At 44.9% G+C, this 15,530-nt stretch carries 16 protein-coding genes and 1 riboswitch; of the genes, 11 read left to right on the forward strand and 5 right to left on the reverse strand.

The annotated features are described in order from the left end of the window. Positions 1-22: 22 nt before the first annotated feature. Positions 23-823 carry a phosphotransferase family protein gene (locus AE2B122_RS16055; protein ID WP_175074691.1) on the forward strand — a complete coding sequence of 267 codons (801 nt, stop codon included), beginning with the start codon at positions 23-25 and terminating at the stop codon, positions 821-823. A gap of 63 nt (positions 824-886) precedes the next feature. On the opposite strand, the gene AE2B122_RS16060 is transcribed toward AE2B122_RS16055, so the two are convergent. Beyond that, on the reverse strand, positions 887-1,444 hold the full coding sequence (locus AE2B122_RS16060) for a thioredoxin family protein (protein ID WP_175074692.1): 558 nt from the start codon (positions 1,442-1,444) through the stop codon (positions 887-889). 111 nt (positions 1,445-1,555) lie between these two features. On the opposite strand from AE2B122_RS16060, the gene AE2B122_RS16065 reads away from it, so the two are divergent. Both AE2B122_RS16065 and AE2B122_RS16070 read left to right on the forward strand, forming a co-directional pair. Further along, entirely contained in the window at positions 1,556-2,614 is a 1,059-nt protein-coding gene (locus AE2B122_RS16065; RefSeq protein WP_175074693.1) for a M20/M25/M40 family metallo-hydrolase, read from the forward strand. Between the two features lie 58 nt (positions 2,615-2,672). After that, positions 2,673-2,819: riboswitch (FMN riboswitch) on the forward strand. A 189-nt stretch (positions 2,820-3,008) separates the two neighbouring features. After that, positions 3,009-3,587, forward strand: a complete 579-nt coding sequence (locus AE2B122_RS16070; protein ID WP_095218297.1) for an ECF transporter S component — start codon at positions 3,009-3,011, stop codon at positions 3,585-3,587. 206 nt (positions 3,588-3,793) lie between these two features. On the opposite strand, the gene AE2B122_RS16075 is transcribed toward AE2B122_RS16070, so the two are convergent. The 3 genes from AE2B122_RS16075 to AE2B122_RS16085 all read right to left on the reverse strand — a co-directional run bounded on the left by AE2B122_RS16075 (position 3,794) and on the right by AE2B122_RS16085 (position 5,621). Further along, positions 3,794-4,177, reverse strand: coding sequence for a TraR/DksA C4-type zinc finger protein (locus tag AE2B122_RS16075; RefSeq protein WP_093880306.1), 384 nt, complete (start codon positions 4,175-4,177; stop codon positions 3,794-3,796). 16 nt (positions 4,178-4,193) lie between these two features. Further along, positions 4,194-4,580: a hotdog fold thioesterase gene (locus AE2B122_RS16080; RefSeq protein ID WP_095218296.1), complete on the reverse strand. Its 387-nt coding sequence runs from the start codon at positions 4,578-4,580 to the stop codon at positions 4,194-4,196. Positions 4,581-4,673: 93 nt separating this feature from the next. Continuing rightward, positions 4,674-5,621 (reverse strand): 1,4-dihydroxy-2-naphthoate polyprenyltransferase, encoded by a 948-nt coding sequence (locus tag AE2B122_RS16085; protein ID WP_175074694.1) that lies wholly within the window; start codon positions 5,619-5,621, stop codon positions 4,674-4,676. A 213-nt stretch (positions 5,622-5,834) separates the two neighbouring features. Between AE2B122_RS16085 and AE2B122_RS16090 the strand changes: the two genes are divergently transcribed. The 8 genes from AE2B122_RS16090 (at position 5,835) to AE2B122_RS16125 (ending at position 14,316) form a co-directional block, all read left to right on the forward strand. Then, the gene (locus tag AE2B122_RS16090) at positions 5,835-7,190 is read left to right on the forward strand and encodes an isochorismate synthase MenF (RefSeq protein WP_175074695.1); all 1,356 of its coding nucleotides are present in this window, start codon (positions 5,835-5,837) and stop codon (positions 7,188-7,190) included. Beyond that, positions 7,187-8,932, forward strand: a complete 1,746-nt coding sequence (gene menD / locus AE2B122_RS16095) for a 2-succinyl-5-enolpyruvyl-6-hydroxy-3-cyclohexene-1-carboxylic-acid synthase (protein WP_175074696.1) — start codon at positions 7,187-7,189, stop codon at positions 8,930-8,932. Before AE2B122_RS16090 ends, menD begins: the two co-directional genes overlap by 4 nt. Beyond that, a complete protein-coding gene (gene menH, locus AE2B122_RS16100) occupies positions 8,925-9,740 on the forward strand; it encodes a 2-succinyl-6-hydroxy-2,4-cyclohexadiene-1-carboxylate synthase (protein WP_254593537.1) in 816 nt (271 codons plus the stop codon). The genes menD and menH overlap by 8 nt, the downstream gene beginning before the upstream one ends. Further along, positions 9,740-10,558 (forward strand): 1,4-dihydroxy-2-naphthoyl-CoA synthase, encoded by an 819-nt coding sequence (gene menB, locus AE2B122_RS16105; protein ID WP_038565044.1) that lies wholly within the window; start codon positions 9,740-9,742, stop codon positions 10,556-10,558. Before menH ends, menB begins: the two co-directional genes overlap by 1 nt. Before the next feature lie 71 nt (positions 10,559-10,629). Then, positions 10,630-12,105, forward strand: a complete 1,476-nt coding sequence (locus tag AE2B122_RS16110) for an o-succinylbenzoate--CoA ligase (protein ID WP_175074698.1) — start codon at positions 10,630-10,632, stop codon at positions 12,103-12,105. After that, positions 12,105-13,202, forward strand: coding sequence for an o-succinylbenzoate synthase (menC, locus tag AE2B122_RS16115; protein WP_095268591.1), 1,098 nt, complete (start codon positions 12,105-12,107; stop codon positions 13,200-13,202). The genes AE2B122_RS16110 and menC overlap by 1 nt, the downstream gene beginning before the upstream one ends. A 66-nt stretch (positions 13,203-13,268) precedes the next feature. Further along, the gene (locus AE2B122_RS16120) at positions 13,269-13,436 is read left to right on the forward strand and encodes a YqaE/Pmp3 family membrane protein (protein ID WP_245609735.1); all 168 of its coding nucleotides are present in this window, start codon (positions 13,269-13,271) and stop codon (positions 13,434-13,436) included. A 124-nt stretch (positions 13,437-13,560) separates the two neighbouring features. Next, positions 13,561-14,316: a SurA N-terminal domain-containing protein gene (locus AE2B122_RS16125; protein WP_095218289.1), complete on the forward strand. Its 756-nt coding sequence runs from the start codon at positions 13,561-13,563 to the stop codon at positions 14,314-14,316. 41 nt (positions 14,317-14,357) lie between these two features. On the opposite strand, the gene AE2B122_RS16130 is transcribed toward AE2B122_RS16125, so the two are convergent. Beyond that, a complete protein-coding gene (locus AE2B122_RS16130; RefSeq protein WP_095218288.1) occupies positions 14,358-15,179 on the reverse strand; it encodes a DUF6612 family protein in 822 nt (273 codons plus the stop codon). Between the last annotated feature and the right edge of the window lie 351 nt (positions 15,180-15,530).

Raw genomic sequence — 15,530 nt, forward strand, 5'->3', positions numbered from 1 at the left:
TAAACGGACAGGAGGAGAAGGGTTGGATAAATTGACAGCAGCATGGCTGGAAGGGCACTTGCAGGAGCCAATCAGGCAAGTAGAAGCTATTGATTCGGGTTGGGATCATGACGTATATGTACTGAATGACAACTGGGTATTCCGAGTGCCAAAAAAAGCTATAACAGCCAACCAGGAAGTGGAGAAAATACTTAAGGATTTGCAGACCAAAACAAATATTGCACTGCCGGCATTTACCATCTGTACAACTCCGGAGGGCAGAGAAGCGATGCTCTATCCATACATACCAGGTCAACCAATCTCTGCGAGCATGTCGGATCTTTTTCTGGAGAATGCCGCGATTCAGCTAGGTACCTTTCTTTCGAAGCTTCACAAACTAGATCCCACCAGTTACAGGCTGCCAAAAAGAGACAGATCTTATTATGATCTGCTCCTTGAGAAAATAAGATTGTTTTATCCCGATTTATCCGCTTCTGTTATCCATCATACAGAGAGTGTGTTTGCAAAACTGCATCCGGTTTTTACCACTGTAGTACATGGCGATCTCAGACCAGCGCATATTTTGTGGGAGGAATCATCCCGTCAGGTCGGCATCATCGATTTCAGTGATATGCATGTTGGTGATCCAGCCATCGATTTTGTTGGAATCAGACAAATAAATACGGATTTTTTGAAGCAAGTATTGTTTAATTATGATTCTGCCGACAAGGAGGCAATCTGTCAGCGTGCAGACCTGCTAACCAACTTAGGGGTGTATTATGAACTGCTTGAATATGGACCTAGCCGCAAGCTGGCAGCTAAGATGGAGCGCCAATTTGTGTGATATGGAAGCGGCGTGACACATATCTTGCTTTGCAAAACAAAAAAACATCCGTAATGGATGTTTTTATGCTTCTTCAAGGCCGCGTTTAAAACTTGCATAGACGCGCTGCCAGAAGTCTGTATTGTCACGATAGGATTTTGTAATAAAAGTGAGCATCTGATTGCGTTTTTCTTCATATTCAGGTGCATCCTTATCTGGCAGACTGCTGAAGGATTCATCTATATATACTTGTAGTTCAGGAGCTCTTGGACCCCATTTTGCAACTTCATCCCCATTTTGGTTAATAAAGATTATGATCGGAATGGAACGGCTTTTCCCATTAGTTAGGTATTGATCCATCAACTCAAGGTTTTCATCACGGTGAAGGATGCGCACATCAATTGCTCCGGCCTGTGCGATGTGATAAAAAATCGGTAAGTTCAGCATGGCATCTCCGCACCAGTCTTCTGTCAGTACGATGGCACGCAATTTCTGAGTGCGCAGTGTGTTGAAAAATTCCGTATCAGCTGGGAGCTCGTAGTGATCGTAGATATGCATTGTATTTTCTTTATGAGTTTGCATGGAGTCCAAATAAGCGTCGATATTTATTCCTTTTTCAAACCATTCGTTTAGTGTCGTCATGTATCTCATCCTTTCTGATGTTTAGTTTACCCGAGCGCTAGGATAAACTAAACAAATAAGCTTCTGATTATGCTACAGTGATAGAAGACTACATAAAAAGGCGGAATAGACATGCAACTAGATAATCAGGAATTTTTAATGGAATTACTGCGGACGGCATCTCCGTCAAGCTATGAAATGGACATACAGAAAAAGTGGATGAAAGAATATGCTCCATACGCAGATGAGATGAGAACGGATGTATCAGGTAACGCTATTGCAGTTGTAAACCCGGATGCAGAATTCAAAGTCCTTCTTGCTGGGCATTGTGATGAAATCGCAATGGTCGTTACCGGAATTGATGCGAATGGTTTCCTGCAGATTGATGAAATGGGACGCTTCAATGCAAAAGCAGCATTAGGTATGACCGTACAGGTCATAGGTTATAACAAGACGATTCCAGGTGTAGTCGGTGTGAATGCGATGCATCTTGGAGGAGTGAAGGGAGACTTTGAACTGCCGGATCTGTATATAGATTGCGGAGCGAAGTCCAAGCAGGAAATGGAGCAATACGTGCAAGTAGGTGATTTGATCGTCTATCAGCGGCAGCCATCAGTGCTTATGGATCGTTATTTGACTGGAAGAGGTTTGGATAACCGTACAGGTTCATTCATCGTAGGAGAAGTTGTCCGCCGGCTTAAGAAAGAGAACGTTAATGTTGGCGTATATGCAGTCAGCACAGTAAACGAAGAAACAAATATGGGTGGAGCGTATTTCGCAGCAGCTGGTATTCAGCCAGATTTAGCGATTGCATGTGACGTTACATTTGCAACTGACCATCCAGGTGTTAACAAACGGAAAGCAGTAGACGTTAGCTTGGACGGAGGACCTGTGCTGGCTAAAGGTGCACCGATCAACCGAAAAGGGAATATCTTGCTAGAGCAAGCAGCGAAGGAACTGGACATTCCGCTGCAATATGAACTAACACCTCGCGCTACCGGAACTGATGCCGATAAGATGCGCTATTCAGGTAAAGGTGTATCGACAGCGCTTGTGTCTTTGCCGCTTCGCTATATGCACTCCCCGGTGGAAACAGTCAGTCTGCAGGTCATTCAGCAGGAAATCGATCTATTGGTAAAATTCCTGACAAACCTGACTGGCGAAGAAAGCTTGAATCCATTAGACCTGTGAGCATAGGGGTTGCAAATGCACAGAAAGCAGTTATAATATAATAACAAAACTAAATCGATTCTATCTTCGGGGCAGGGTGTAATTCCCGACCGACGGTGACAGCAGGAAACACTGCTGAAGTCCGTGACCCGCAGAACTTAGTTCTGCGGCTGATCCGGTGCAAGTCCGGGACCGACAGTGAAAGTCTGGATGGGAGAAGATACGAAGCAGAAGAGGGATGCCGAACGGGCTATCCTTGTTTCCATACGATATTTGTATGCTTAACATCTTCATGCTTATTTGCGTATATTCCAAGCCCCAGAGCGTTATGCTCCGGGGTTTTTTAACGTAGATAGGCTGCTTCCCCTTCATCAAGAGTTAGAATCGATAAACAAGATGAAGGAGGAGAACGATTATGCGTTCATCCAAGTTAACAAAATCAATCACTTTCGCTTTACTGGGAGCGATCAGCATGGTGCTTATGCTGCTCAATTTCCCGCTTCCATTTCTGCCGCCTTACTTGAAGATAGATTTCAGTGAGATTCCGGTACTGATTGCAGCACTGCTGTTTTCACCGCTTGCAGGTGTTGCTGTCGAAGCAATCAAGAACTTATTATATCTTATCTTTACAGGAGCTGGGGACCCGGTTGGTGTCGTGGCGAATTTCCTGGCAGGCATGCTCTTCGTAATGCCGGTTGCATACTTTTATCATAAATTCAAAGCAGGCAAAAAAACACTCGTGTCAGGATTGGCTACAGGTACAGTTACCATGGCTGTAGGAATGGGTGTACTAAATTACTTTGTTGTTCTGCCATTATATAGCATTTTCCTGGGTTCTCCTGTCCTAAGTGCTGATGCGAAATGGGCAGCAGTCGTTGCTGGTATCCTACCATTCAACCTTTTGAAAGGTATCATCATAGCAATCGTCTTCGTGCCGCTATTTGCAAAACTGAAACCTTGGTTCGCGAAGCGTAAAAGAACAGCTGCAGCATAAGAAAAGCTCCCGATTTGGGAGCTTTTTTATTTGACTGAAAAAGTTGTTGCAAAGCAAGATAATCCATGCTACAATAGTCTAGCGATGAGCTGAATTGCATAAGTCGGTAAAGCACGTCTTAGACACGTGTGGATGTGGCCACATGGCTTTACACGCCGCAATATCAACAAAGGCACCCTGCGAGGGTGCCTTTTCTTATGCACTTTTTAAGCTCTTCTTGTCTCTTCAACTTCAGCTTGTTCCTCTACTAGCAAGCGGGCGGTAGGTTCAGCCTTCAGCCGTTCCTCAGGGATAGGTTCGCCGGATTTCTCGCTTACTCCATACGTACCTTCTTCGATTCTGTCTAATGCATCCTCAATATCACGAAGGCGTTCACGTGCTGCTTCTTTCAATGTTTCTGCAGTTTCACGATCATGCATTTCTGTGCCAAGGTCACCTGGGTGATTGACAATTGTCGAAAGCTCGCCAGTAGAATCATTAGGGAATTCTTTAGCGCTGTTATAACTATCGTTGCCTTTAATTTGTTCCTCTGCTTCTTCCTTCATCGCAAGCAATTGCTTACGGAAATAATCCAGTTTATTTTTATCCATTTTCAATCCATCTCCTTTATTGCCTTCTCGTTTTAACGGCCAGCGTACAGCGGGCGATACAGAGCAGGTCTTCATTCTCATCCGAAATGGATATTTGCCATACCATCGTCGATTTTCCAACATGAATCGGAGAAGCGACTGCAGTTACGATGCCAGACCGAACACTGCGAATATGGTTTGCGTTGATCTCCAGGCCAAACACAGCCTGTGTTGCAGGATCTGCATGCAGGTTGCCTCCAATACTTGCTGCTGTTTCTGCCAAAGCTACGCTAGCACCACCGTGCAAGAAACCCATTGGCTGTCTGTTATGCGGTCCGACGGGCATCTCCATCACAACCTGATCCTTATTTGCTTCGACCACACGCATTTGCAGCTGCTCCATTAATGTATCTGAGAAGTTCATATATAGTAACCTGCTTTCTGTATGTAATGTATTTCCCGTACTAGTATGTATTAAACCTATATAAAAAAGCGGGCTGGATGCCCGCTTCTAAAGTCAGAATGAAAGTGGTACGAATTGCTGGATCAGTAAAGCAATCACAAGCAATAGACCATAAATTGTATTTGTTTGACCTGTTGCCTTCATCGCAGGCATCATCTCAAGCGGCATTGTCTTGCCAATGAAACCACGGTAAGCATCACGAGCTTTCTTAATGCTCAAGAATGTGATGACCGCCCAAATTGGAAGTAATCCTACAGCAATGAACACAGCAGTAATGACATAGCTGACAATAAAACAAATGCCAAGGAAGGTAACACCTTTTTTACGGCCGAGCAGGATCGCAACTGTTCTTCTGCCGTTTACTTTGTCACCGTCATGGTCACGCAGGTTATTGGCGAAATTGATACACGCAATGAAAATAGTCACAGGAATACTGATCAATACAACATCACCAGTAAGTGTTAATGTCTGGATGTAATATGTTATGCAAATGATGATTGCGCCCATAAAAACTCCAGATGTCAATTCCCCGAAAGGTGTGTAGGAAATTGGATAAGGTCCTCCTGTATACAAATAACCGCAAAGCATACATGCTAGTCCGATTAATGCAATATACCAGCTGGATTCCATGCAAATATAAACGCCTAACAGCATGCTGATAGCATAGAAAGTCAATGCTAGTGACAAAACGGTTTTCGGCTTGATACCGTCGCGTACAATGGTACCGCCGATTCCAACAGACTGTTCATTATCCAGGCCGCGGACAAAGTCATAATACTCATTGAACATATTCGTCGCACATTGGATCAGCATACATGCAAGCAGCATAGCTCCGAAAAGCAGCCAGTTGATCTTGCCATCCAATGCAGCGAGCATCGTTCCTATAAAGACAGGCACGAAGGAAGCCGTCAAAGTATGAGGACGCATCAGGCGCCACCAAATTTGGAAGCCTTCGCGCTCATTAAGTGCTTGTCGCACGTTATCGTTCCCGATAGATTGCATAATACTTTCTCTCCTTAAAAATGCAGGGCATTATATCATATTAATTTTAGGGAAACAAAGATAGCATGTCAACGTTAATTGCTTACTTAAAATAAGTTATCAAGTGCTACTCCTTGTTTATCGGCGAAAAAGGGAATAGAATAGGGAAGGACATCAGAAAATGAACGTAAATGAACTTTAATTGTCCTTGCAGTAATGTGGAGGTCGGAAAATATGATTCAACAATATAAGACGGATTTCGAGTCTTTTCTTCGTAAAGCTGCTGATAAGCAGCAACAGCAAATACTGGTCAGCTGGACTGAGAAAGTCGGAGCGATAGATCCTCTCCGTTTCTTTGCTAATGGTTCTTCTTTAGAAGGAAACCGCCATTTCTGGTACAGCCAAAAAGATGATCTTTACTTGGTTGGTGCAGGACCGGCAATATTGGATATGCGTACTGCTGATGAATGGGAGCATGTTATAGAAAGTGCAGTTGTTCACAATCTTTCTTTGAGAGCTGGAACAGGCCCTGTTGCTTTTAGTGGAATGAACTTTCAGCAGGAGCGTGAACGTGAACTGTGGCAGGACTTTCCAGATACACAATATCGCATACCTGCTTTTACTTTGACCAAAACGGAGAAAGAATATTATGTAACAATTAATCAGTTAGTGGATGGTTCGAATATAGAGAGTCAAATCACTACTATACTTGGGCAGCTCGAGCAGCTGTTCGCTGAAAAAGATCTTCCTGCGCTGCAGACGGAGCTCATTAGGAAGGAAGAGCTAGAGTCACAAGCATGGAAGCGATTAGTAAACGAAGCAACGGACACAATAAAATCGACTGAATTGGATAAAGTTGTGCTGGCGCGAGCGATGAAACTTGAATTTGAAGAGAAGCTTCATGCAGCTGGTGTGCTTCGTAATTTGCTGGACACCCAAAAGGACAGTTTTATTTTTGCTGTCGAAAATGGCTCAGCGTGTTTTCTTGGGGCGACGCCGGAGCGTCTAGTGCGTGTTGAGTCTGGCATACTGCATACAAGCTGTGTCGCAGGAACTGCTCCGCGCGGTAAGAGCGAGACAGACGATCAAATGATCGGAGATGCGCTGCTGCAAGATAGTAAAAATCGTGAAGAACATCAATACGTTGTAAAGATGATTACCGATGTAATCAGCAAATATAGCAAGGACTTGCTTGTGCCTGATGGACCGCAGCTATTGAAACTACGGCAGCTTCAGCACTTGCATACACCGGTTTCTGCCACACTCCTGCCTGGAGCCTCGCTGCAGCAGATTGTGCAGGAACTGCATCCAACACCTGCGTTAGGCGGTCTGCCTAAACAGGAAGCATTGGATTTCATTGAAAAAAAAGAACCGCTTGAACGAGGCTGGTACGGTGCGCCGGTAGGCTGGATGGACAGCTATCGTAATGGTGATACTGCCGTGGCCATCCGTTCTGGTTTGCTGGACGGGAACCAGGCTGTGCTGTTTGCAGGCTGTGGTGTCGTGAAGGATTCGGATCCAGATATGGAATTCGAAGAGACGGCGATCAAATTCCGTCCAATGCTGGAAGCTTTGGAGGTATCAGAATGAGTCATATAGAAACATTGACCAAATATGTCGGACATTTTGTGGATGCACTTTGGCGAAGCGGTGTGGAGCAGGTCGTAATTTCACCTGGATCTCGTTCCACTCCGCTAGCCCTTATGATGACAGAGCATCCGCAAATGAAACAATGGGTGAATCTGGATGAGCGATCCGCTGCATTCTTTGCGCTTGGTCTTGCGAAGGAAAGTCAAAAACCAGTGGCGCTTGTCTGTACATCAGGAACTGCAGCAGCAAACTATATGCCTGCTGTTGTTGAGGCTTTTTACAGTCGTATCCCTTTGATTCTTTTGACGGCAGATCGCCCGCATGAACTGCGGGACGTAGGTGCACCGCAGGCCATCAATCAAATTCAGATGTACGGCGGCTTCGTCAAATGGTTCCATGAGATGATGCTTCCGGAAGCGAATCCGCCAGCATTGCGATATGTACAGCAGCAAGCAGCTAGAGTGATGCAGCAGGCGCTGGAAGGAAATCCAGGACCAGTGCATCTTAATTTTCCGTTTCGGGAGCCGCTTACGCCTGATTTTACCATTGAGAACATTTGGTCCTCAGGAGAAAACACAGCAAAGCCTGCTCTATATGGTTCAGCACAATTGGATGCAAACCAAGTACAGCAGCTTGCCGAAATTCTTGAAACCTCTAAAAAAGGCTTGATCGTAGTCGGCCCTCAGGAGGATAAGGAATTTGCGAATGCAGTCGTTCATCTTGCAGAAAAGTGGCAGTTGCCAATATTAGCAGATCCGCTATCACAATTGCGAAGCGGAGCACATGCGAAAGATGTTATTATTGAAACATATGATACGATTCTTAAATCGGAATCTGTACGTGTGAAACTGCAGCCGGACTTTATTATTCGTTTTGGCGCTATGCCTGTTTCCAAGCCGTATCTATTTCTGATGAAAGAATATACTGGCAATAAACATATTGTCGTGGAGAAACACGCAGGCTATCGTGAACCAGTCGGTGTGGACACGCAATTTATCTACGCTGATCCGGCTATGCTTTGCGAGGCGTTAGCATCAATTCCTGCCGCTAAGCCAGAAACATGGCTGCCAACCTGGCAGGAAATGAACCGGATTGCGCAAGAAGTATTGCATGACGATATGGAAAGAAAAGAGCTGACTGAGGGAACAGCTGTGCAAGACATGCTTCGTGAAACACCGGAAGATAGTAACGTGTTCGTTGGTAACAGTATGCCGATCCGTGATTTGGACAGCTTCTTCTTTGCAACAGATAAACAAATCTACCCATGGTGCAACCGTGGAACAAATGGAATTGATGGTGTTGTTTCAACAGCACTGGGTGTTGCAGCCAGCGGTAAACGCACCACACTCGTAATCGGAGATCTTTCCTTCTATCACGATATGAACGGGCTGATGCTAGGTCGCAACTACGGCCTCGATCTCACTATTATTGTGATCAATAACAATGGAGGAGGCATCTTCTCCTTCCTGCCGCAAGCTCAAGAGGCAGCTCATTTCGAGGCGCTTTTCGGTACTCCGACGAACTTGGATTTCGCGCATACAGCTGGACTATATCAGCTGCCTTATACACTGGCAGATGATCGTACAGCATTTTCCGATGCTTTGCAGGAAAGTTATAATAGAAAAGGAATGCATATCATCGAGGTGCGTACCGAACGGGATGCTAATGTCAGCTGGCACCGTGAAAAATGGCAGAAAGCCGAGAGGCAGCTGCTAGATTATTTGGATGCTAGTCATGCCTAAGATTCACTATATCGAAAGTGGCAGTGCTAATGCGTCAGATACACTCCTGCTGTTTCATGGATTTACTGGCACGCATCAAACGTGGTTGTCATTCCTGGAATCGTGGAGTGAAAAGCATCACGTAATTGCTGTAGATATGCCAGGTCATGGTCAGACAGCCATTCAGGATGATCTGACCATGGACCGCTTCACGGATGCTGTTGCTGATTTTTTGGATCAACAAAACATTGCTGACGTCAAGCTACTTGGGTATTCAATGGGAGGGAGAGCTGCTCTTGCTTTTGCTTGCCGCTATCCTGATAGAATAAGTGAGATGCTGCTGGAAAGTGCATCACCCGGGTTGCGATCAGAAGAGGAAAGGCTGGCCAGGCAAATGCAGGACGAGCGTCTGGCCAGGCGGCTTGAGACGGATGGTGTGGTGCAGTTTATTGACTTTTGGGAAAACATCCCGCTGTTTGACACACAAAAAAACTTGCCTGAGTTTATCCAGCAGATCATTAGGGAAGAACGCCTATCGCAGCATGCGAACGGTTTGGCGAGTTCACTCCGGACTATGGGAACGGGCAAACAAGACTCCTATTGGGACAAGCTGTCCTATTTGGATAAACCAGTAATCTTAGTTGCTGGATCGATGGATCATAAATTCGTCGGTATCAATCAGGAGATGGAAAAACGGCTGCCAGCAGCAGAATTACACATCGTTGCGACAGCCGGTCACTGTGTCCATGTTGAACAACCGCGAATCTTTGATAAAATAGTAAGAAGATACTTGCTTCATAATGAAGCGGATATATTGGAGGAATCATAATGGCAATTACATGGGAAGCTACCCGTACGTACGAAGATATTTTGTACGAAGAATACAATCAGATCGCAAAAATTTCGATCAACCGTCCGGAAGTTCGCAATGCGTTCCGTCCGCAAACGGTAAATGAACTGATCGATGCGTTTACATACGCTCGTGACGACTCTAACATCGGTGTTATCGTGCTTGCTGGTGTCGGCGATAAAGCATTCTGTTCTGGCGGTGACCAAAAAGTACGCGGTCATGGCGGCTATGTTGGAGAAGACCAAATTCCTCGCTTGAATGTACTAGACCTACAGCGTTTGATTCGTGTCATCCCTAAACCAGTTGTTGCCGAAGTATCTGGTTATGCAATTGGCGGCGGACATGTTCTTCATGTAGTCTGTGACTTGACTATTGCTGCTGATAACGCAATCTTTGGTCAAACAGGTCCTCGTGTCGGAAGCTTCGACGCTGGATACGGTGCTGGTCTTCTTGCGCGTAATATCGGTCAGAAGAAAGCTCGCGAAATTTGGTTCCTATGCCGTCAGTACAATGCACAAGAAGCATTGGATATGGGCCTAGTCAATACAGTCGTTCCATTGGATCAGCTAGAAGCAGAAACAGTTAAATGGTGTGAAGAGATGCTTTCCATGTCTCCAACAGCATTGCGTTTCTTGAAAGCTTCTCTTAATGCAGATACAGATGGACTTGCTGGTTTGCAGCAAATGGGCGGAGACGCAACATTGCTTTACTATACAACGGATGAAGCGAAGGAAGGCCGTGATGCGTTCAAGGAAAAACGCACACCTGACTTCAAGAAATTCCCGCGTTTCCCTTAATAGATACCATCTAGAACCTTTGCAGCATATTGCAAAGGTTCTTCTTTATGACAGAAAGGAATGGATGTAACATGACTGAAATCATCCCGCATTGGCTGCAGAAGCAGGCCGATCTTAGTCCAGGGCGTTTGGCATTAGAGACGCCGGAGGGCACGAAAATTACATTCGGTGACTTGCATAAAGCAGTCGATATCCAGGCTCGTAAGCTCGCTTCTCTAGGTGTTCTACAAGGATCCCGGGTAGCTGTGCTATCCCATAACAGCGTGGAGATGGTGGTGCTTGTCCATGCGCTGAGCTATATCGGTGCAACATTGATCCTGCTTAATACGAGACTGACAGCGTCTGAATGGTCATTCCAGCTGCAAGATAGTGAAGCAGATTTACTGCTCACAGCAGCAAGATTCGAAAAACAGGCGAAGGATACTGGTGTAGCTTTACTGACGATAGAGATGCTGCACGAGCAGCCTGAAAAGGAGTATACATGCTGTACAGAGCTTCGATTAGATGATGTATTTAATATCATCTACACTTCCGGCACAACCGGCAATCCAAAAGGTGTTGAACATACATTCGGCAACCACTGGTGGAGTGCAATTGGTTCTGCCCTGAATCTTGGCCTTTCCCATGAGGATAAGTGGCTATCTCCTCTGCCGATGTTCCATGTGGGTGGGTTATCGACTATTTTCAAAAGCGCCATTTATGGAATGCCTCTATACGTGACCGAGAGTTTTGATGAAAAAATCGTACAGACAGCGATCATAGACCATGGTGTGACGATCGTCTCTGTGGTGACTGTCATGCTACAGCGTTTGCTACGGCTGCAGGAGGAAGATGGTGTCGCATATCCTGAGAAGTTCCGCTGCATGCTTTTGGGAGGAGGACCTGCTCCGCTCCATCTGCTGGAGGAGTCAAAGGCACGTGCTATTCCTGTATTCCAATCGTATGGGATGACCGAAACTTCGTCACAAATCGTGACGTTAAGCCCTGAGGATAGCATTCGCAAGCTAGGATCTGCCGGAAAAGCGCTTGTTCCTGCCCAGCTGCGCATCATGACCGAAACTGGTTTTGCCAAGCCGGAGGAGCCCGGGGAGATTCAAGTGAAAGGTCCGATGATCACCAAAGGATATTATCGGAATCCAAACGCAACTGAAGGAGCTTTCCGAGAAGGTTGGTTGGCGACAGGGGATGTAGGTTATACAGATAAAGATGGTTACTTGTATGTGCTTGACCGCAGGAAGGATCTGATCATTTCCGGAGGTGAAAATATCTATCCTGCTGAAGTGGAAGGCGTATTAACGAGTCATCCATCTATAAAAGATGCAGCTGTCATCGGAAAAACTGATACAAAATGGGGGGGCGTACCAGTAGCATTCCTTGTAAAAAGTGCAGATGTGAGCGTCGAAGAATTACAGACATACTGTCAGGAAAGACTGGCCCGCTATAAAATTCCAAAATACTGGCACTGGGTGGATGAGCTTCCGCGTAATGCCAGTAATAAACTGATGCGCTATAAGCTGCAGCAGCTGCTTGATGAAGGAAGTGCGTGATGGAACTGAGAAGCTATCGTCTATTCCGATACACGCTCCCGCTTAAACAGCCCTTTACGACACATGCTGGTGCGCTGAACGAAAGAGAAGGAATCATCGTCGAGCTGCAGGATAATGAAGGGCGTTCTGGCTTTGGCGAAGGCGTTGCTTTTACTATTCCTTTTTATACAAGCGAAACCGTTGCATCCAGCTGGATCCTGCTGCAGGAAACATTACTTCCGCTTTTATTCGCTAAAAAAGTAAATCATCCTACAGAAGTTCCACAGCTGTTTTCTGGCATCGTCGGCAACCAAATGGCCAAGGCTGCTGTGGAAGGGGCGGCATGGGATTTATACGCGAAGCAGCAGGGCAAGAGCCTTGCTGCTTGTATTGGCGGTAGAAGAACAAAAGCGAAAGCAGGGGCGGTTATAAGTCTATCTGACGATCTTGAGCAGACAATTGAAATGATACGCAGCCAAGGCTTTGAGCGTGCCAAGCTAAAAGTCGCAAAGTATAACGAACGCAGAGCTATTGAGCTGGTCAAGGAAATTGATCCAGAACTTCCGCTCTTGATTGACGGAAATGGCATGTACAAGGAAGAGGATATTTCCTTGCTTGCCGGGTTGGACAGCTTGAACCTGCAGATGATTGAACAGCCGTTTATACCAGGGGATATTGTTCTGCATCAACGCCTGCAGCAGCGTATGAACACATCTATTTGTCTTGATGAAACAGTGGAGAGCTTTTCTGATGCTTGGCAGGCTCTCGAGTTAGGAGCATGCAGGACAATTAATATTAAGATTGGAAGGGTAGGAGGCTTGACGGAAGCAATCCGAATACACAATTTGTGTCAGCAAGCTGGCTTAGCTGTTTGGTGTGGAGGAATGGTGGAAACAGGTATATCGAAGGCACATAATCTGGCGCTCGCTTCTTTGCCAGGGTTTTCAATCCCTGGTGATTTGTCTGGATCTGACCGTTATTTTGATCGTGACTTACTCATCAATCCGCTGCAAGTGGAACAAGGAAGCATCCGAATACCAGATGAACCAGGTATCGGGGTTGAGGTAGATATGGAATATCTGCTATATGTATCCAGTGAGGTATCAACAGGAAAATAGGTGTCAAATGAACTAAATAGGGGTATTTCTAAAGTAATGCAGCTTAGAGGAGGAATACCTATGTTTATGTACCTGTTGGCGATTTTATTGCCGCCTGTGGCCGTGTTGTTCACCGGTAAGCCATTTAAGGCGCTTTTGAATCTAGTTTTAACGCTAATCTTTTTCGTTCCGGGAGCTGTACATGCTGCCCTGGTAGTGAAAGACCATAAAAATAGCAAGAAGCAGTATGCGTAAAAAAGGCGCCCTCTAACCGGGCGTCTTTCTCTTACTTTTCTACTAAAAATGCGTGGTATACTTGAGTTGAGTGCTAATAGATGTTACATTCGTAACCATACATGAAGAGAGGGGTTTCTATTTTATGAAACGTATTACAACCCTATGCCTGATGCTGGTACTAGCTATTGTATTGGCTGCATGCGGGAATGATGAGGATAAATCAACTGATAATGCTTCTACAACAGCCGATCAGGAAGAAGCACAGAAGCAAATGGAAGAAATGCAGAAGAAGATGGAGAAACAGCAAGTGGATCCGGACGAAACAGTCGCAACTGTCAATGGTACGGAAATTAAAGGTGAAGAGTATAATTCACTTCTATCCTCTGCTCAACAGCAATCACAGGCAAGCGGCTCAGATCCGACAACAGATGATGCTGCGAAAGAAATGAAGGAACAAGTATTGAAAAGTCTTGTAGGAAATGAACTGCTTCTGCAGGAAGCGGAGAATAAAGACTACGAGGTTTCTGATAAAGAAGTGGACGATGAACTTAAATCCGCTAAAGAGCAGTTTGAAGATGAAGACCAATTCAATCAGGCACTGGAAGCTACAGGCTCTACAGAAGATGAGTATAAGCAGCAGCTGAAGGAAGGCTTGCTTGTAACGAAATATGTTGATAGCGAGCTGTCACCAAAAGAAGTGACAGAAGACGATATGAAGACATATTATGAAGAGATGGAAAAACAGGCTAAAGAAAGTAAACAAGAAGATAGTCTGCCGAAATACGATGACATCAAGGACCAGCTGAAAGCGACAATGGAACAGCAGAACTTACAGACTGTCATGCTCGATAAAGTGGACGAGCTCGAAAAAGATGCAGATGTGAAATATAATATCTAATACAAGAAAAGGCACCAGGATATCCTGGTGCCTTTTCTTGTTTAATAAGTTGCAGCTGCTTGATCAGAAATGTCTACTGCGCTTTCTGCTTCAGCTGGAATTTCAATGCTGTCTGTTGCATTGTAGTTCTCATAGTTCATATCCATCAATGCATTGACAGTTGCTTCTTCACCGGCATCTTCCATCTTCATGACCATATCCAATTTGATGTTCTTAGGATAATTTGTCTCTTTATCAATGGAAATTGTGTAGTTGAACTTATCGAAAGTAAAGTCACCCATGCTCTCGAGGCTTTCGCCTGCTGCACCCATTTGCTCTTCCATAAAGCTCATCATCTTATCCTCTGCTACTACTACATCAAGTACATACTCTGTATCGGTTTCGGATACTTTAATACTTTCCGCCAGATCCTTAACTTGCTGGACCTGCTCATCCAAAGGCTGTGCTACTTGATCAGTACCAAGTGAAGCACCGATTTCGGATTCAGCATCCATCTTCATCCACATATCAGATGCTGGCTCATACATATAAATCATATTGTCTTTGATATACATATCGAATTGCTGTCCCATGGATTCCATGCTAAGTTTTGAGGAAAGTGGATCCATTACGATAGTACCGTCCGCTGTAGTAGTCATGGTTTGATCCAATCCAGAAGCTTTGACGTCCATATCCATTGTCATATCCATATCATAGCTATTCAAGTCTTCATTAGCTTCAGCGGATTTTTGCAGGATTTCTTCCGGCGTCGGGCCTTTCTTCTCTTTGCCTTCAGCGTCTGTAGAAGCGCTGTCTGTTCCGCACCCAGTCAAAAATAGTGCTAGTGCTAATACTAACCAGCCAAGATGTTTTACCGATTTCATCTAATCCCTCCAAAATAATTTGCTTTTTCACGGACCCCGTTACCTTATTACAAACGGAGTATGTCTTAGTACAATAGATGTTAAAAATTGGTCCGTATGGAATGCTTATCAATTCATTACGTATTTTACATGAATTTGCTTCACAATTTCCTACAAAAAACTACATTCAGTAAGAAGTTACTACGATTTTTTTGCAGATGTTTACAAAAGAGAAGCATAATACCCAGAAGAAAATGAGACGTCAGTACTAGGTGAAGTAATTGCCATGAGAAAAAGTCTTACATTCCACCGTTGCATCATAGGGCATTGATGGTCTTTACAATTGTTTTCTATGGTTTCTCCATTATTTCG

Source organism: Terribacillus sp. AE2B 122 (assembly GCF_902497585.1).
GTDB classification, from domain to species: Bacteria; Bacillota; Bacilli; order Bacillales; family Amphibacillaceae; genus Terribacillus; species Terribacillus saccharophilus_A.